Below are 17,214 nucleotides of genomic sequence, written 5' to 3'. Positions count from 1 at the left end.
GCCCGCGGTCAGCGGCGGACGACGCGCTCCAGGAAGGCCAGCGTCCGGTCCAGCTCGGCCCGGCCGTCGACGGTGCGGTAGGCGAACTGGAACTCGTGCTGCAGGTGCATCCGGGAGTCCTCGTGGAAGGAGCGGGTGACCGGGACGCCCTCGGCCTCCAGCGCCTCGGCGAGGGCGACGCTCTGGCCGCGCAGCGGGTCGCCGTCACCGACGGAGAGGAAGGTCTGCGGCCAGCCCGGCCCGACCCAGCTCATCGGCGACGCCTCGGCCAGGGCCGGCGTCTCCCGCCAGCGACGGCGTCCCAGGTAGGCCCACATCAGCTGGTCGACCAGCGGGAAGCCGCTGTCCCCCACGGTGGCCAGGTCGAGGAAGCCGCAGTACAGCACCAGCCCCAGCAGGTGCTCGGCCGGGACCACCGGCTCGGCCCCGACCGAGGCGGCGAGCTCGGCCGAGGAGTGCAGGGCGACCACCTGCGCGGCCAGCGTCGCGCCGGAGGAGTCACCCCCCAGCACCAGCGCCGTCGGGTCCACGTCCAGCTCACCGGCGTGCTCCACGACGTGGTCCAGCACGGCCAGGGCCTGGCGCAGCTGGGCCGGGTAGGCCGCCTCGGGGGCCTGGAGCACCGAGGGCAGGACCACCGTGAAGCCGTGGCTGGCCAGCACCACCGCGAAGTCGTGCGCGCTGGTCCGGTCACCCCCGACGAAGCCGCCGCCGTGCCACCAGACCACCGTGGGGTTGCTGCCACCGCTCTGCGGTCGGTACAGGTCGATGCGCGCCAGCGGCGAGACCGGGTGGCCCACCGGCAGGTCGAGCTCGATCCCCACCCGGCGGCTCAGCTCGGGCACGTCGGGGTGCTCGCTGCGTCCGCCGCGGGTCAGCAGCCGGACCGTCCAGGCGATCGCGCGGGGCGAGGCCAGCCGGAGGGCGGCCGCACCGGTGAGGCCGGCCAGGGCCAGCCCACCGGTCACCGCACCGGCTGCCAGCACGGCACGTCCGACGGTCGTCTCCCGCAAGGAGCGGGACGGTTCGGGGCGTCTCGACGGCAGCGGCATGGCAATGGTCCTACCACATCGGCTCCGAGGGTCCTCAGGTCCTCCCGGGCCGCCCACCTCCGGCCCCGCAGCACGCCGGGCCACGCCGGGGTGGTCCACGGGAGGAGGCCGAGGCCGGCGCCGGTCGGCGTCACCGGGCCGCGGGCTGGCGGGCGTCACGGGGCCGCAGGGTGGCCGGGGACCACCGACTGGCGTCGGGCCGGTTCGCCGTGGGGTGGGAGACTGACCGGGTGCCTGTCACCCCACCGCTGATCGCCGCCCTGCCGGAGGTGGTGGACCCCGACAGCCTGTACGGCGCCTTCACCGGGTGGGCCGGGACGACCGGGCGCCCGCTCTACCCGCACCAGGAGGAGGCGCTGATCGAGATCGCCTCCGGGGCGAACGCGATCGTGTCCACCCCGACCGGGTCGGGGAAGTCGATGATCGCCCTGGCCGCGCACTTCACCGCGCTGGCCGAGGACCGGGTCAGCTTCTACACCGCCCCGATCAAGGCCCTGGTCAGCGAGAAGTTCTTCGACCTGATCGCGGTGTTCGGCGCCGACAACGTCGGGATGGTGACCGGTGACGCCTCGGTCAACGCCGACGCCCCGATCATCTGCTGCACCGCCGAGATCCTGGCCAACATCGCCCTCCGCGAGGGGGCCGAGGCCGACGTGGGCTGCGTGGTGATGGACGAGTTCCACTACTACTCCGAGCCCGACCGCGGCTGGGCCTGGCAGGTGCCGCTGCTGGAGCTGCCGCAGGCCCAGTTCGTGCTGATGTCGGCCACCCTGGGCGACGTCTCCTTCTTCGCCGACGACCTGACCGCACGCACCGGACGTCCGACCGCGGTGATCACCGGCACCGAGCGCCCGGTGCCGCTGGACTTCGAGTGGTCCGGCGACATCCCGATCCACGAGAAGATCCTGGAGCTGGTCGAGGCCGAGAAGGCCCCGGTGTACGTCGTGCACTTCACCCAGGCCGCCGCGCTGGAGCGGGCCCAGGGACTGGTCGCGCTGAACGTCTCCAGCCGGGCCGAGCGGGACGCCATCGCCGAGCGGATCGGCGGCTTCCGCTTCGCCGCCGGGTTCGGCCGGACGCTGTCGCGGCTGGTCCGACACGGCATCGGCGTCCACCACGCCGGGATGCTGCCCAAGTACCGCCGGCTGGTCGAGCAGCTGGCCCAGGACGGTCTGCTCAAGATCATCTGCGGCACCGACACCCTCGGCGTCGGGATCAACGTGCCGATCCGCACGGTGCTGCTGACCGGGCTGACCAAGTTCGACGGCACCCGGATGCGGATGCTGAAGGCGCGGGAGTTCCACCAGATCGCCGGACGCGCCGGTCGGGCCGGGTTCGACACCCGCGGCTGGGTCGTCGCCCAGGCCCCGGAGCACGTGGTGGAGAACGCCCGCGCGGTGGCCAAGGCCGGCGACGACGTCAAGAAGCAGCGCAAGGTGCAGCGCAAGAAGGCCCCCGACGGGTTCATCGGCTGGACCGAGGAGACCTTCACCCGGTTGATCGAGAGCGAGCCGGAGCCGCTGCAGCCGCGGCTGAAGATGTCGCACTCGGTGCTGATCAACCTGCTGGCCCGGCGCGGCAACCCGATGACGCACGCGACGAAGCTGATCACCGACAACCACCAGGACGCGGCCGGACGACGACGGCTCCGCCGCCACGCCCTGGTGCTGGCCCGGGAGCTGATCACGTCGGGGGTGGTCGAGCGGCTGACCGAGGTGCGCGAGGACGGCCGTCGCCACGCCCTCACCGTGGACCTGCAGCGCGACTTCGCGGTGAACCACCCGCTGGCCCCGTACGCCCTGGCCGTGCTGGAGACCCTGGACCCGGAGTCGGAGGAGTACGCCCGCGACGTCGTCTCGGTGGTCGAGGCCATCCTGGAGGACCCGCGGCAGGTGCTGCTGGCCCAGCAGCACCGGGCCCGCGGGGTGGCGGTGGCCGGGATGAAGGCCGACGGCATCGAGTACGAGGAGCGGATGGAGCTCCTGGAGCAGGTGACCTGGCCCAAGCCGCTGGCCGACCTGCTCGAGGTGACCCTCGAGGCCTACCGGCAGAGCCACCCGTGGATCAGCCCGGACGCCCTCAGCCCCAAGTCGGTGGTCCGGGAGATGTGGGAGCGGGCACTGACCTTCGGGGAGCTGGTCAGCGAGTACGGGCTGTCCCGCTCCGAGGGCCTGCTGCTGCGCTACCTCAGCGACGCCTGGCGGACGCTGCGCCACACCGTCCCCGAGCACCGCCGGACGCCGGAGCTGGAGGACCTGCTGGAGTGGCTCGGCGAGGTGATCCGCCAGACCGACTCCAGCCTGCTGGACGAGTGGGAGAACCTGGTCGACCCCGACCCGGAGGTGCTGGTCCGCCCCGGCACGACCAACGACCAGCCGCGGCCGATCACCACCAACGTCCGCGCCTTCACGGTGCTGGTCCGCAACGCGATGTGGGCCCGGCTCGAGCTGGCCTCCCGCGACGACGCCGAGGGCCTGGCCGCCGTCGACACCCGGGTGGCCCAGCTGACCGAGCCCGCGACGCCGGTCGAGCTGGACGTGCAGGCCTGGGGCGAGGCGCTGGACGACTACTACGACGAGCACGAGACGATGGGGATCGACGCCGAGGCCCGCAGCCCGCGTCACCTCCAGATCGAGAAGACGCCCACCGAGTGGCGGCTGCGTCAGGTGGTGCTCGACCCCGACGGCAACCACGACTGGGGTCTCGAGGCCCGCGTCGACCTGGCCGCCAGCGACGCCGCCGGTGCCGCGATCGTCATCGCCACCGGACTCCGCCGCCTGGACTGACCGCCCGGTCGTCGCCGCGGCGCACGGTGGCAGACTGCCGGCACGATGAGCCACTTCCCTGACGGCTTCTTCGACCGTGCCGACCCGGTCGACGACCGCGAGTTCTACCTGCCACCCCGCTTCGTCCAGCACATCGACGAGGGGGCGATCGCCGCCGCGTCGGCGTTCTACGGCGAGGTCGGCACCACCGGACGGGTGCTGGACCTGATGTCGTCGTGGGTGTCGCACCTGCCGCAGCGCCCGGAGCACCTCACCGTGCTGGGGATGAACCAGGACGAGCTCGCGGCCAACGAGATGGCGCACGAGGCCGTCCGGCACGACCTGAACGCCGACCCGCTGCTCCCGTTCCCCGACGCGACGTTCGACGCCTGCGTCTGCACCGTCTCGGTCGACTACCTGACCGACCCGGTCGCGGTGTTCGCCGAGGTGGGACGGGTGCTGGTGCCCGGTGGGGTGTTCGCGTGCACCTTCTCCAACCGCTGCTTCCCGACCAAGGCGGTGCGCGGCTGGCTCGGCTCCGACGACGCCACCCGGGTCGCGATCGTCGGCGAGTACTTCCGCGCCAGCGGCGCCTTCGACACCCCGATGGCCCGCGACTGCGGCGCCCCCGGGGACCCGCTGTACGCGGTGTGGGCCCGCACCCCTCCCGGCTGACGAGGTCGCGCACGGTGCGCCCGGGCTCCCGACCGTGCCCCCGCGGTGTGGTGCTGCACGTCGACACCCGCTCGCGGCCGGGTGACACCGGCCGGTCGTCTCCCTCGGCCCCGCCCCACCCAGGGGCACCTGGCCCCACCTAGGGGCACTTCGCCCCACTTACCGGGCACTTCGCCCCACTTACCGGCACATCGCCCCACTTACCGGCACATCGCCCCACTTACCGGCACATCGCCCCTCCTACGGAGCACTTCGCGCCACTTACGGCCAACTTCGCCCCTCCTACGGCCACTTCGCCCCTCCTACGGCCACTTCGCCCCTCCTACGGGCACTTAGCCCCTTCTACACAAGGGGCGAAGTACTCGTAGGCGGGGCAAGGTGCAGGAAGGGGCACCGGCGCGGGGACTCGAGCGTGCCCCGGGGGCGAAGGGCCGGGCGAGCTCTGGTGAACCCTCAGTGCGGGAGCTCAGCGCCGCCCTGCGACCTTGCCCCACCTGCGGGCACTCTGCCCCGCCTGTAGACGGGGCGAAGTGCCCGTAGACGGGGCAGAGTGCGAGAAGGGGCGCGCAGAGTGGTGGGCTGCCTGTCGCCGGGCCGCCGCCTCGATGGCGGTCGGTGCGCAGTCGCACCGCCGACGTGGCACGGGTCAGTGGGACTCGCGGCTGACGGCCGAGCCGCTGGATCCCACCAGGAAGTCGAGGTCGGCGCCGCGGTCGGCCTGCTGGACGTGGTCCACGTAGAGCCGCTCCCAGCCGCGGGTCGGGCGGGCGTAGCCGGCCACCGTGGCCTCGTCGGGGGTGCGGGCCGCCAGCTCGGCGGGGTCGACGTCGAGGTCGAGGCGTCGGGCGGGGACGTCGAGAACGATCCAGTCCCCGGTGCGGACCAACCCGAGCGGCCCGCCGGCGGCGGCCTCGGGGGCCACGTGCAGCACCACGGTTCCGTAGGCGGTGCCGCTCATCCGGCCGTCGCAGATCCGCACCATGTCCCGGACGCCCTGCTCCAGCAGCTTCGTGGGCAGCGGCATGTTGGCCACCTCGGGCATCCCCGGGTAGCCCCGCGGGCCGCAGCCGCGCAGCACCAGGACCGAGTCGGCGTCGACGTCGAGGTCGGGGTCGTCGATCCGGGCGTGGAAGTCCTCGATGCTGTCGAACACCAGCGCGCGGCCGCGGTGCCGGAGCAGGTGGGCCGAGGCGGCAGCGGGCTTGACGATCGCCCCGTCCGGAGCCAGGCTGCCGCGGAGCACGGCGATCCCGGCGGCGGGGAGCAGCGGCTCGCCCCGGGGGCTGATGACGTCGGCGTCCCAGACCCGGGCCTCGTCCAGGTGCTCCACCAGGGGCCGTCCCGTGACGGTCAGCGCGTCGGGGTCGAGCAGGTCACGGACCTCGCGGAGGACGGCCAGGAACCCGCCGGCCCGGTGCAGGTCCTCCATCAGGTGGCGCCCGGCCGGCTGCAGGTTGACCAGCAGCGGGACGTCGGCGCCGATCCGGTCGAAGTCGTCCAGGGTGAGCTCGACGCCGAGGCGCCCGGCCAGGGCCAGCAGGTGCACCACGGCGTTGGTGGACCCGCCGATCGCGGCCAGCGCCACGATCGCGTTGTGGAAGGACGCGCGGGTCAGGACCGTGCTCGGCCGGCGGTCCGCCGCGACCAGCCCGACCGCCAGCCGCCCGGTGCCGTGGGCGCCCTCGAGCAGCCGGCTGTCCGGCGCCGGCGTCCCGGCCAGACCGGGCACCACCATGCCCAGCGCCTCGGCCAGCAACGACATGGTCGAGGCCGTCCCCATCGTGTTGCAGTGCCCGCGGCTGCGGATCATCGCCGACTCCGAGCGCAGGAAGTCCTGCTCGGACAGGGTGCCGCCGCGGACCTCCTCGCTGAGCCGCCAGACGTCGGTGCCGCACCCCAGCGGGACGCCCCGGAACGTCCCGGTGAGCATCGGGCCACCCGGCACCACGACCGCCGGCAGGTCGACCGAGGCCGCACCCATCAGCAGCGAGGGGATGGTCTTGTCGCAGCCCCCCAGCAGCACCACCGCGTCCACCGGGTTGGCGCGGAGCAGCTCCTCGGTGGCCATCGCGGCCAGGTTGCGCCACAGCATCGCCGTGGGACGGACCAGGGTCTCCCCCAGCGAGACCACCGGCAGCTCCAGCGGGATGCCGCCGGCCTCGTACACCCCGTTGGCCACCGAGCGGGCCACCTCGCCGAGGTGGGAGTTGCAGGGGGTGAGGTCGGAGGCGGTGGTGGCGATCGCCACGTGCGGACGTCCGGTGAAGGCGTCATCGGGGAGCCCGCGCCGCATCCAGGCCCGGTGGATGTAGGCGTTGCGGTCGTCCCCGGCGTACCACTCGGCGCTGCGCAGTCCCACGGTGCTCCTCCCCTCGGGCGGGAGGGCCGCCCTGGCGCTCAGTCTCCCCGACCGGAGTCGGCGGGTGCGGGCGGTGGGTTCCGGGAGGCGATCAGCGGCGCGGGACGCGCGGGCGGCGAGGAGCGGCTCGGGGGTGCGGGCGGTGGGGACCGGAGGACAGGCAGCGGTGCGGGCGGCGGCGCCGGAGCCCGGAGCTGCCAGGTCAGGGCGGGCACGCAAGGACCCACCCGGGACGCGCCGTGGGCGTTCGTACCGATGACGTGGCCGCCCAACCCCTCCGGTGCCGAAGCATCAGGGGTGCGGCCTCGCGACGTCCCGCTCGACGGGGCGCCTCGTTCCTGTGCCCTGGGCTAGCGTGACGGGCGTGACCCTCCGTCTGCAGCCCCTCGCCCGGGCGCGGGCTGCCTCCATGGGTCCGGACGGGCAGCGGTGGCTGGACGACCTGCCGCGGCTGGTCGGTGAGCTGGAGCAGGCGTGGGGGCTGGACGTCGAGGGACGCGGGCTGCCCGGCGGCAGCGCCTCCTGGGTGGGTCGGGCCCGCGACGCCGACGGCCGGCCCCGGGTGCTGAAGATCGGCATGCCGGGCCACGACCTCGACGACGAGGCACGCGTGCTCGGTCTGGCGGCCGGGCGTGGTCTGGTCGGGCTGCGCGCCCACGACCCCGGCCGCAACGCCCTGCTGCTGGACGAGCTGGGCCCCTCGCTGGAGGCGGCGGTGCTGCCGGTGGAGGAGAAGCTCGAGCACCTGGCCGCGGCACTCACCCTGGTGTGGGAGATCCCGGCGAGCGCCCTGACGCCCCCGGGACCCGGTGAGGACAAGGCGAGCACCCTCACCCGACTGGTCCTCGACACCGACACCCGGCTCGGCCACCCGACCCCGCCCGCTGTGCTCGACCTCGCGCTGGAGTACGCCGCCCGCCGGGTGGCGGCCCACGACCCGGACCGCTGCGTGGTGGTTCACGGCGACCCGCACCCGGCCAACGCGCTGTCCACCGCGCCCGCGCCCGGCGACGACGGGTTGGCCTACCGGCTGGTCGACCCCGACGGGTTCCTCGCCGACCCCGCCTACGACCTCGGCGTGGTGCTGCGGGAGTGGACCGGTCGGCTGGGCGAGCGTCCCCGCGAACGCCTGGAGGGCTGGTGCACCCTGCTGGCCGACCGCTGCCGGCTCGACGCGCAGGTCGTCTGGGAGTGGGCCTACCTGGAGCGGGTCTCCACCGGGCTGCACGTGCTCGACTTCGGTGCGGAGCGGATGGGACGCCGGTTCCTCGACTCCGCCGCGACGCTGCTCACCGGTCGCTGACACCCCCACTCTGCGGCTTGGGCGTGAGTGCCTCGCGGCACGGCTTCCCGGCGGGAGTGCCGTGGACCCGGCGACCTACTCCGAGCGGACACCGGGCCAGCTCCCGCGGACGATGCCACCGGGCGGAGGTCACGGCACGATGACGAGCTTGCCGCCCTTCGGCGTACCTTCCAGCTCCAGCTCGGACAGGGCGGGGATCGCGTCCTCGAGGGTGACCGTGCGGGCGATGGCCAGGTCGAGTGCGCCGCTGGTGACGTGACGGGCGAGCACCTGCAGGTCCCGCTCGTTCAGCCTCCCCATGTGCAGCCGGTACTGCCGGTGCCGGAGGGAGTGCAGGACCTTCGCCGGGGTGGGGACGATGTCGAGGGCACGGCCACCGGGCGCGAGCAGCCGCAACGTCGTCGTCAGCGGCAACGTGCCCGCGGTGTCGAGGACCAGGTCGAACTCCCGGTCGAACGCATCTGGATCCACGTCGAACCCGACGACGGTCTCCATCCCCGTCCTGGTGATGGCCGGAGAGCCCACGTCACGGACGCTGCCACTGACGAGGGCGCCGCGTGCGCGGGCCAGCTGGACGGCAGCCTGTCCGACCCCGCCGAGGGCCCCGTTGACGAACACCCGCCGGCCGGCGTGGATCTCGCCCCGGTCGAGGGCCTGGAGTGCGGTGAGGCCCACGACGGGCAGCGCGGCAGCCTGCTCGAAGGACAGGCCGTCGGGTTTGCGGGCCAGGTTCCCGGTCTTGACGACGACGACCTCGGCGAAGGCGCCGGCGGCCATCCCTGCGGCGCCGAACACGGCCTCACCCACGGCGAGCTCCTCGACCCCCGGGCCGATCTGGAGGACGGTGCCGGCCAGGTCCTGTCCGACGCCACGGGGGAGGCGTCGCCCGGTCGCCCACCTCATGTCACCGCGACGGATCTTCCAGTCCATGGCGTTGGCGGCCGCGGCGGCGACCCGGACCTGCACCTCGCCCCGGCGCGGAGCTCGCGGGGTGAAGTCGGCCAACCGCAGGCGGGTCGGGTCGCCGAAGCGGTCGTACTCGATCCGTCTCACTGCGTCCACGACCGAGCCCACGCGGTGTCGGCGCTGGCCGACCAGAAGTTGTCCATGAGACGGGCCGCCGAGCGAGGATCGAACCCGAGGTCGGGCGGCGGCAGCTCCCGCCGCGGTGCCGGCGTGCCCAGGCCCTTGATGACCTGCTCGAAACCACCGGGGGTGTATCCGTTCAGGACGTGCGCCGCGGTCCGGACTGCGAAGGTGTGCACGGTGCCGCGGGGGATCCACACCGAGTCGCCCGCTCCGGCGGTGATCTCCCGCCCGTCGACGTCGAAGACGATCGTGCCCTCCAGCACCTCGAACCACTCGTCGATCGGGTGCACGTGCGCCGGTGGTCCGTCCCCGGCTGGCATCCACTGCTCCATGACCGAGAACTTCCCGCCGGTCTGCTGGGAGTCGACGAGGATCACCCACAGGACGCCGAAGGCCCAGTACGCCGGTGCGGTGTCCCGGCCGCTCAGGAACGACTCGCCGTGCGTGGCGGTGGCCGTGGGGGCGCTCATGCCGGGACCGCTGTGCCCTGGGGGACGATGACCCGTCGTGCGATGCGCCAGCCGGCCGGATCCCGACGCAGCACGTCGTGGTGCACGACGCCGTTGAGGGTCCGGTCGGCCATGAGCATGAGGCCCTTGGAGTCCACCGCCACCTCGTCGCCGTCCTCGCTGACGATGACCACGTTGCTCACGTAGTGGGCGATGGGCCCGTGGGCTCCCAGCTGCTCGGCCAGCTCCCGTGCCGCCTCGATGCCGTTGATCACCGGCATCCCCACCGCGCTCATGTCGTACACCAGGTCGGCGGTGAAGACGGTGTCGATCTCGTCCAGCCTGCCGTCGTCGAAGACGTGGCCCACCCGGCTCAGCGTCTCGGTGATCGCCCATCGGTCCTCGGTGTCCATGGTCTGTCCTTCCGGTCGAGTCGGTTCCCGTTGATCCGACATGGTCGATGGTACTCAGTACCACTCGGAACGCAAGCCCTTCGCGAACCTGGGTCCAGATCGGACGCGATGCGATAACCTCCGCCCCATGGATGCCGCCCTCCCACTCGTCGAGCGCAAGCAGAAGGCGGCTCGGCAGCGCATCGTGCTGGCCGCTGCGAAGCTCTTCGCCGAGCGCGGCTTCGACGGCGTCTCGGTGTCCGACATCGCGGAGCTGGCCGAGGTGGGGCGCACGACGTTCTTCCGCCACTTCGGTGACAAGCAGGAGGTCGTCTTCGCGCGGGAGCAGGATCTGCTGGACGCGCTCACCGAGGAGAACCTCGACGACGTCGCATCGCGTGGACGAACGCTCCGGGACGGTCTGCTCGCCCTGCAGCCCCTGGTGCTGCGGCTGTGCGCGCACATCTCCGCCGATCCCGAGGACTACCGGCAGCACGAGCAGCTGGTCGACTCGAACGTCGAGCTGCGCGCCCGGAGCGCGGCCAAGATGCAGATGGTCGCCGGCCGCCTGGGCCACCTGCTGGTCGACCAGGGCTGGGAGGCGCCCGTCGGGAACCTCGCCGCGCAGATCGCCCTGGCCTGCTACTGGACCGCGCGCGCGTCCGGCGACGGACCCGAGGCGCTCGTCGAGTCGACCGCCGCCGCCTTCCGGCAGGTGCTCGACCTCTGACGGGGTCCCTCGAGCCGCTCCTGCGACGGGAGAGCGGCAGCTGACCAGGAGCGCTGCGGCGACGACGCACGGGCCGTGGCGGCGGCCTGCTCGAGGGATGCTGCGGTCGGGTGACGACCCGCTCCGTCCCGTCTCGCCCGACTCGTCCTCCCGTGCGGCAGCCGGGCGACCTCAGTCGTGCTGCCTCCCGGCGGGAGCGCCCACGACCTGGAGCGCCACCGCAGTGTCTCCTGCGGCCCGACTCAGGCCGAGGTGGAGGCGATGATCTGGTCCATCTCCGCGTCGACCAGCGCGCCGGCGTCCACGCCCATCGAGACGAAGACACCCTCGATCTCCAGCCCGAGCAGACCGTGCAGACGGGTCCAGGCGGTCACCGCCAGGAGCGCGGTCTCCGGCGGCGCCGTGGACGACCAGGACCGGGACTGCCAGTCCTTGAGCTGAGCCACCAGGGCGTCCGGCAACGAGCGCCCGGACGTCGGCCCGCCGAGCTCGGCCACGGCGGTGAGCACCGGGATCATCGGGCGGCGCGAGGCCGGGACCACCCGGTCGGGGGCGACGAGGCCTGAGCCGTACCGGCTGGCGAACATCAGCCGGTACAGGTGCGGGTGGGCCAGCACCCACCCCCGGTAGGCGGCCGCGACCGCGCGCAGCCGGGCCCCACGGACGCCGTCGTCGCGGACGTCCGCACCGTCGGCGGCGGCCTCCAGCGCCTCACCGAGGGAGTCGTAGCCGTCGGCGGCGAGCTCACCCAGCAGGTCCTCGCGTGAGGCGAAGTAGCGGTAGAGCGCCGGGCCGGACACCCGCATCGCCCGGGCGATCGCGTTGAGCGACAGCGCCTCGGGTCCCCCCTCGGCGAGCTGCGCCAGGGCGTGCTGCTTGATGTCGCTGACCATCTGGACCCGCAGCTGCTCGCGTCGCGTCACCTCGACCTGGACCATGCCCGTGAACTTACAGCACGTCACGATTGCAAAGCCACTAACGTGGTTATAACCTCTTACTGCGCGACAACTTCTCACCCATCACTCCGGGCGTGCTGCCCGACGTCCGAGGAGGACACCACGATGAACCACCCGACCACCGCCCGCACCGCCACCGAGGTGCTGCTCCCCGGCCGGGTCGAGCCCGACGGCCTCGAGCTGCGCAGGCGCGACCTCCCAGCCCCCTCGACCGGCCAGGTGCTGGTCGACGTCGAGGCCACCGGGATCAGCTTCGCCGAGCAGCAGATGCGTCTCGGCCGCTACTACGACCAGCCCCCGTTCCCCTTCGTCCCCGGCTACGACCTGGTCGGCACCGTCGCCGAGGTCGGCCCGGGCGTCGACCCGGCGCTGGTCGGGCGCCGGGTGGCCGCGCTGACCAAGACCGGCGGGTGGGCCAGCGCGGTGCTGCTGACCGCCGCCGACCTGGTCGACGTCCCCGAGGGCCTGGACCCCGTCGAGGTGGAGACCCTGGTGGTCAACGGGATCAGCGCCTGGCAGCTGCTGCACCGCCAGGCGAGGGTCCGGTCGGGGCAGACGATCCTGGTGCACGGGGCGAACGGCGGCGTCGGCACCGTCCTGGTGCAGCTGGCCCGCCACGCCGGGGTCCGGGTGATCGGCACCTCCTCGGCACGCAACGCCGACGCCGTCCGCGCACTCGGGGCCGAGCACGTCGACTACGCCGCCCCCGACCTGGCCGCCCGGGTGCGCGAGCTCGCCCCCGGCGGGGTGGACGCCGTCTTCGACCACGTCGGTGGGCCGGGCATCGTCGACTCCTGGCGGCTGCTGGCTCCGGGTGGCGTCCTGGTCGCCTACGGCACGGCCTCCACCAAGGACCAGACCGGCAGCGCCCGCGTCCCGGTGCTGAAGCTGGTGCTGCGGCTGCTGCTGTGGAACGCGCTGCCCAACCGCCGACGGGCCACCTTCTACGACCTGTGGGCGGGCCGCCGGAAGGCCGACCGGTTCCGGGCCCGCCTCCGGGAGGACCTCGGGCAGGTCCTGGCCCTACTGGCCGACGGGACGCTCACCGCCCAGGTGGCCGCCCGACTGCCGCTGACCGAGGCCGCCGCGGCGCTCGCGCTGGCCGAGTCCCGCACCGTCGTGGGCAAGGTCGTCCTGGTGCCCTGAGACCCGCCGGGTGACCGGCGCCGCCGTCCGGGCGTACGGCAGCATGGGTCCGGTACCCGTGGAGAGAGGCAGTCGATGTACCTGATCGTGGTCAAGTTCCAGACCAAGCCCGAGTGGACCGACCGGTGGCTCGGCCTCGTGGAGGACTTCACCCGGGCCACCCGGGCCGAGCCGGGGAACCTCTGGTTCGAGTGGTCCCGCAGCGTGGAGGACCCGCACGAGTTCGTGCTCGTCGAGGCGTTCACCGACGACGGCGCCGCCCCGCACGTGCAGAGCGAGCACTTCCGGGACGCCATGGCGCTGCTGCCCCAGGCCCTGGCCGCCACCCCGCGGATCGTCAGCCGGCAGGTCGAGGGCGAGGGGTGGGAGGAGATGGGCGAGATGCGCGTCGACCCCACCCCGACCGGGAGCTAGACGGACCGGAGCGGCGTCTGCTCAGACCCGGGCCGTCGCCGCCGTCAGCGCCGGACCGACCGAGGCGCCCAGGAGCTCGCTGGCGTCGATCCCCGGCAGGGACGGGAGCGCGGCCCAGTGGGTCACCTCCTCCGCCGACCCCGCGCCCAGCGGCCGGCGGACCACCCCGTCGGCGTCGCGGTAGACCTCGTGGAGGACCTCCTCGGAGTCCTCGACCGGGTGCACCTGCCGGAAGTGCATCGGCAGCACCAGCCAGAAGTCCTGCTCCGAGGACGGCGCCTCCCCCTGGCGTGCGGGGTAGCGGCCGGTGATCGCGGCGAGGACCAGGTCCCCGTCGCGGGGGTGCTCGCGGCGGGCGTCCACCCAGACCGTCGTGACGACGTCCACGTCTCCTCCTGGGTGTTGGGTCCGGACCGGTCCGGACCGGGTCGCCGGTCCCCCTGGCACCCCGGTGCCGGGCCGGGCGCTGGGGGGTGGTGCTCCGGTGCTCGGGAGGGGATCACGAGCGCGTCGGGCGGGCACCCACCGGCCGGCAGCGTAGCGGCGCAGGGACCACCGGCGGGTCCTGCCACGGGAGGGGTGGCACCGGTCCACGGGAGCAGCCAGGGCCCAGCGCGGTCGGTCCACCGCCAGACGTGCCGGGGGCCACGGCCACGGGAGGCTGCTGCCATGAGCACCGTCACCTGCCCCTCCTGCCGCCACACCTTCACCGCACCGCCGGCGGCGACGTCGACAGCCCCCGACCGCTCGGTGGTGGAGTGGTTCCGCACCGACCAGAGCTGGACCGGCTCGGCCTCCACCGGGGAGGTGTACGGCACCTACCTGAGGGCCACCGACGGCACCCCCGTCTCCCGGGCGCGGTTCGTGGCCGACCTCGCCCACCTGGGGATCGAGGAGGTCCTCGACGACGACACCCCGGTGCTGCTGCGCCCCTGAGGGGGCTGGGGCCCGCCCGTGACCGCACCGGCCCTCAGACCGGCGCCCGCCGGTGGCGGATCCCGGTGAACGCGCGCTGGACGAGCAGGGTCACCACCCCGGCGACCGTCATGCCGAGCAGGTTGATGCCCAGCTGGGAGCTGGCGCCGAGGGGGTGCTCGGGGGCCCACAGCGCCAGCGAGAGCGCGATGTCGCCGGCCGCCGGGACGGTGGTGACGGAGATGAACACCCCGACCAGGGCGTTGGAGCGCCCGGCGGTCTGGGACAGCACCCCCGCGCAGCCGGCGAGCACGGCGACCACCGCCGACCACTTGTCGGGGCGCCAGATGAAGCCGGTCAGCGGGCGGGCACCGGTCACGTCGCCGAGGTCGCTCCAGCCCGCCGCACGGGCCACCAGCGCGAGGAGGACCGTCGCGGCGATGGCGAACAGGAACCCCTTGACCAGCAGCGCCGCCGCCCCACCGACGAGACCGCGGCGGCGGGCGGTCAGCCCGACGGCGAGCGCCGCCACCAGGCCGAACTCGGGCCCGACGACCATCGCCCCGACCACCAGGATCGAGGAGTCGGTGACCACGGCCACCGCGGCGATGGCCGTGGCGAGGGTCAGGAAGGCGTAGTAGGCCCAGGGGCGTTCTGCGACGGCGCCGCCACCACGTCGCTCAGCAGGACCGATCCGTCGTCGTGCAGACCCTGCCCGCGGGTCCAGGCCGGTGCCGGAGCGGAGCGCCCGAGCGGCCGGACGGGACCGCGCCGGCACCCGGGCGACGTGCTCACCCGGCGTGGACGTGCGGGCGGCGGGACCGGTCGGGCTCGGCCACCCGGACCACCTCCCGCGTCACCGGGGCCACCTCGCCGACGCCGCCCAGCAGGAAGCGGAAGAAGTTGGCCAGCGGGTGCCCCTCGGTCCACTCGAAGTAGATGTGGGGACGCAGCCCGGTCTCGTCGCGGATGTGCAGCAGCAGGGCGGCCAGCGCGTTGGGGACCGTCGCGCTCTCCACGGTGAGGACGCGGTAGCGGCGGTGGCGGACCTCGCCGTGGACGTCCAGGCTGGTGGTGAACTCCGAGGGGTCCCTGACGGTGATCTCGACGAAGACGAAGTCCTGCTCGTCGGTGAGGTCGTGGTCCTTCATCACCTGCAGCCGCTTCTCCGCGTACTCGGCCGCGTCACCGGCACCGGGCTCGTTGGCCACCAGCCGGACGGTGCGCCGCGAGCAGTCGCGGACGAACATCTGCGCGGTGGCGTCCAGGCGGACCTCGCTGACCCGGAGCTCGAAGGCGCGGGTCAGCCGCGACCAGACGGAGACCACCAGGATGCCGAGGATGAAGAAGGCCGAGATCGCGATGCCGTCGGGCTTCTCGTGGACGTTCTCCCCCAGCGCGTAGAGCAGCACCAGCGTCAGGACGGAGAAGCCGACGACCGCCCGGCGCCGACGTCGACGGACCGCGCTCACCGTGACCGCCACCGCACCGGAGACCATCATGGCCAGGATCCCGGTGGCGTAGGCGCCGGCCTGGGCGTTGACGTCGGCCCGGAAGCCGATCGTGATCAGGATGCTGAGCACGGTGTAGACGATGACGACCGGCCGCACGGCCCGGCCCCACTCCGGGGCCATCCCGTAGGAGGGCAGGTAGCGGGGCACGATGTTGATCAGCCCGGCCATCGCCGAGGCCCCGGCGAACCACAGGATGAGGATGCTGCTGACGTCGTAGACGGTGCCGAAGCCCTCGCCCAGCTGCTCGTGGGCCAGGTAGGCCAGGGCGCGGCCGCTGGCCTCGCCGCCCTCGGCGAACGCCTCGGCCGGGATCAGCACGGTGGTGATGAAGCTGGTGCTGAGCAGGTAGACCGACATGATCAGCGCCGCCGCGGTGAGCAGCTTGCGGGTGTTGCGGACGCGGCTGGCCAGCCGCTCCTCCGGGGTGGCGCCCTTGGCGGCGACCAGCGGCATCATGCTGACACCGGTCTCGAACCCCGACAGACCCAGCACCAGCAGCGGGAACGCGATCACCGCGGGCCCGAGGAGGTCGAGGGGGCCGCTGCCGCGGGCGGTCAGCGCCGAGGTCCACCCGTCCAGCAGCTCGGGGGCCCTGACGATCTCGCTCAGCCCGACGACGACGACGACCGCGTTGAGGGCGAGGAAGACCGCGACCAGCGGGATCGCCACCCGCACCGCCTCGGTGAAGCCCAGCAGGAAGACGAACCCCAGGACGAGCAGCAGCCCCACCGTGATGGCCACGGCGTGACCGTGCAGGAAGGAGGGGGTCAGCGGGTTCTCCAGCAGGTGCACGGTGGCGTCGGCCGAGGAGAGCGTGATGGTGATGATCCACGAGGTGGCCACGAAGCCCAGCAGGACCAGCACGAACGCCTTGCCGCGCCAGAACGGCAGCAGCTTCTCCAGCATCGCCACCGAGCCCTGGCCGTGCGGGCTCTCCGCCGCCACCCGGCGGTACATCGGCAGCATGCCCAGCAGCGTCAGGGCGACGATCAGCAGCGTCGCCAGGGGCGACAGGGCACCGGCGGCGAGGGCCGCGATGCCGGGGAGGTAGGACAGGGTGGAGAAGTAGTCGACCCCGGTCAGGCACATGACCTTCCACCACGACTGCGGCACCGCGTGCCCCTCACCGGCCTCGGGCCCCACCGGCTGCACCCGGTTGGCCAGCAGCCAGCGCTGCACCGGTCCGCCGCGGTCGGACCTCGTCGCGGGGTCGGCGCCCACCCGTGGCACGCGGTCGGCGACCGTGCTCACCGGTGCGCCCGGAGGCGGGTCCCGGCGACGTCCCCGGCTGCTGGGGCGTCGTGCTCCAAGGGTCTTGTGGCGGTTGGCACGATCAGCCACGGTACGTCTCGAGGAGCGCCGATCAGGGCCCGAGAGGTCCCCGAGGGCGTCAAGAAATCGTCAAAGTTGTTCAGCCCGCGGCTCGTCGGATCACCCCCCGGCTCGCAGGGGTCG

Annotated in this window: 16 protein-coding genes; 7 read left to right on the top strand and 9 right to left on the bottom strand. The window is 73.4% G+C overall.

Annotation, left to right across the window (positions count from 1 at the left end):
- Window positions 1-8: 8 nt before the first annotated feature.
- Window positions 9-1,052: an alpha/beta hydrolase gene (locus tag BLT52_RS05010; protein WP_090591228.1), complete on the bottom strand. Its 1,044-nt coding sequence runs from the start codon at window positions 1,050-1,052 to the stop codon at window positions 9-11.
- 230 nt (window positions 1,053-1,282) lie between these two features.
- Here BLT52_RS05010 and BLT52_RS05005 point away from each other — a divergent pair, with 230 nt between their 5' ends.
- Both BLT52_RS05005 and BLT52_RS05000 read left to right on the top strand, forming a co-directional pair.
- On the top strand, window positions 1,283-3,838 hold the full coding sequence (locus BLT52_RS05005; RefSeq protein WP_231946503.1) for a DEAD/DEAH box helicase: 2,556 nt from the start codon (window positions 1,283-1,285) through the stop codon (window positions 3,836-3,838).
- 45 nt (window positions 3,839-3,883) lie between these two features.
- Complete coding sequence (locus BLT52_RS05000; protein ID WP_090591225.1) at window positions 3,884-4,492, top strand: class I SAM-dependent methyltransferase; 609 nt, start codon at window positions 3,884-3,886, stop codon at window positions 4,490-4,492.
- A 646-nt stretch (window positions 4,493-5,138) separates the two neighbouring features.
- On the opposite strand, the gene BLT52_RS04995 is transcribed toward BLT52_RS05000, so the two are convergent.
- Window positions 5,139-6,851: an IlvD/Edd family dehydratase gene (locus tag BLT52_RS04995; RefSeq protein WP_090591222.1), complete on the bottom strand. Its 1,713-nt coding sequence runs from the start codon at window positions 6,849-6,851 to the stop codon at window positions 5,139-5,141.
- Between the two features lie 364 nt (window positions 6,852-7,215).
- Here BLT52_RS04995 and BLT52_RS04990 point away from each other — a divergent pair, with 364 nt between their 5' ends.
- Window positions 7,216-8,154: an aminoglycoside phosphotransferase family protein gene (locus BLT52_RS04990; RefSeq protein WP_157676983.1), complete on the top strand. Its 939-nt coding sequence runs from the start codon at window positions 7,216-7,218 to the stop codon at window positions 8,152-8,154.
- Between the two features lie 129 nt (window positions 8,155-8,283).
- On the opposite strand, the gene BLT52_RS04985 is transcribed toward BLT52_RS04990, so the two are convergent.
- The 3 genes from BLT52_RS04985 to BLT52_RS04975 are packed head-to-tail and all read right to left on the bottom strand — an operon-like array spanning window position 8,284 to window position 10,105.
- A complete protein-coding gene (locus tag BLT52_RS04985; RefSeq protein ID WP_090596308.1) occupies window positions 8,284-9,216 on the bottom strand; it encodes an NADP-dependent oxidoreductase in 933 nt (310 codons plus the stop codon).
- Window positions 9,204-9,713, bottom strand: coding sequence for a cupin domain-containing protein (locus BLT52_RS04980; RefSeq protein ID WP_090591218.1), 510 nt, complete (start codon window positions 9,711-9,713; stop codon window positions 9,204-9,206). The genes BLT52_RS04985 and BLT52_RS04980 overlap by 13 nt, the downstream gene beginning before the upstream one ends.
- Complete coding sequence (locus BLT52_RS04975; RefSeq protein ID WP_157676982.1) at window positions 9,710-10,105, bottom strand: nuclear transport factor 2 family protein; 396 nt, start codon at window positions 10,103-10,105, stop codon at window positions 9,710-9,712. Before BLT52_RS04975 ends, BLT52_RS04980 begins: the two co-directional genes overlap by 4 nt.
- Window positions 10,106-10,232: 127 nt before the next feature.
- Here BLT52_RS04975 and BLT52_RS04970 point away from each other — a divergent pair, with 127 nt between their 5' ends.
- Complete coding sequence (locus BLT52_RS04970; protein ID WP_090591214.1) at window positions 10,233-10,814, top strand: TetR/AcrR family transcriptional regulator; 582 nt, start codon at window positions 10,233-10,235, stop codon at window positions 10,812-10,814.
- Window positions 10,815-11,056: 242 nt separating this feature from the next.
- Here the strand turns inward: BLT52_RS04970 and BLT52_RS04965 are convergent, their stop codons facing one another.
- Window positions 11,057-11,752, bottom strand: coding sequence for a TetR/AcrR family transcriptional regulator (locus tag BLT52_RS04965; RefSeq protein ID WP_090591213.1), 696 nt, complete (start codon window positions 11,750-11,752; stop codon window positions 11,057-11,059).
- Window positions 11,753-11,875: 123 nt separating this feature from the next.
- Here BLT52_RS04965 and BLT52_RS04960 point away from each other — a divergent pair, with 123 nt between their 5' ends.
- Window positions 11,876-12,916 (top strand): medium chain dehydrogenase/reductase family protein, encoded by a 1,041-nt coding sequence (locus tag BLT52_RS04960; protein WP_090591210.1) that lies wholly within the window; start codon window positions 11,876-11,878, stop codon window positions 12,914-12,916.
- Between the two features lie 75 nt (window positions 12,917-12,991).
- Entirely contained in the window at window positions 12,992-13,330 is a 339-nt protein-coding gene (locus tag BLT52_RS04955; protein WP_090591208.1) for a putative quinol monooxygenase, read from the top strand.
- Between the two features lie 21 nt (window positions 13,331-13,351).
- Here BLT52_RS04955 and BLT52_RS04950 read toward each other — a convergent pair whose 3' ends face one another.
- Window positions 13,352-13,717: an AQJ64_40280 family protein gene (locus BLT52_RS04950; protein WP_197679193.1), complete on the bottom strand. Its 366-nt coding sequence runs from the start codon at window positions 13,715-13,717 to the stop codon at window positions 13,352-13,354.
- A gap of 282 nt (window positions 13,718-13,999) precedes the next feature.
- On the opposite strand from BLT52_RS04950, the gene BLT52_RS04945 reads away from it, so the two are divergent.
- On the top strand, window positions 14,000-14,266 hold the full coding sequence (locus BLT52_RS04945; RefSeq protein WP_090591206.1) for a hypothetical protein: 267 nt from the start codon (window positions 14,000-14,002) through the stop codon (window positions 14,264-14,266).
- A gap of 34 nt (window positions 14,267-14,300) precedes the next feature.
- On the opposite strand, the gene BLT52_RS04940 is transcribed toward BLT52_RS04945, so the two are convergent.
- Window positions 14,301-15,023 (bottom strand): DUF389 domain-containing protein, encoded by a 723-nt coding sequence (locus BLT52_RS04940; RefSeq protein WP_231946502.1) that lies wholly within the window; start codon window positions 15,021-15,023, stop codon window positions 14,301-14,303.
- A 13-nt stretch (window positions 15,024-15,036) separates the two neighbouring features.
- On the bottom strand, window positions 15,037-17,010 hold the full coding sequence (locus BLT52_RS04935; protein ID WP_090591204.1) for an APC family permease: 1,974 nt from the start codon (window positions 17,008-17,010) through the stop codon (window positions 15,037-15,039).
- Window positions 17,011-17,214 lie beyond the last annotated feature (204 nt).

This window comes from Auraticoccus monumenti, assembly GCF_900101785.1.
Classification (GTDB): Bacteria; Actinomycetota; Actinomycetes; order Propionibacteriales; family Propionibacteriaceae; genus Auraticoccus; species Auraticoccus monumenti.
Note: the sequence above shows the minus strand (reverse complement) of the source record. Positions and strands in the feature narration are given on the sequence as shown.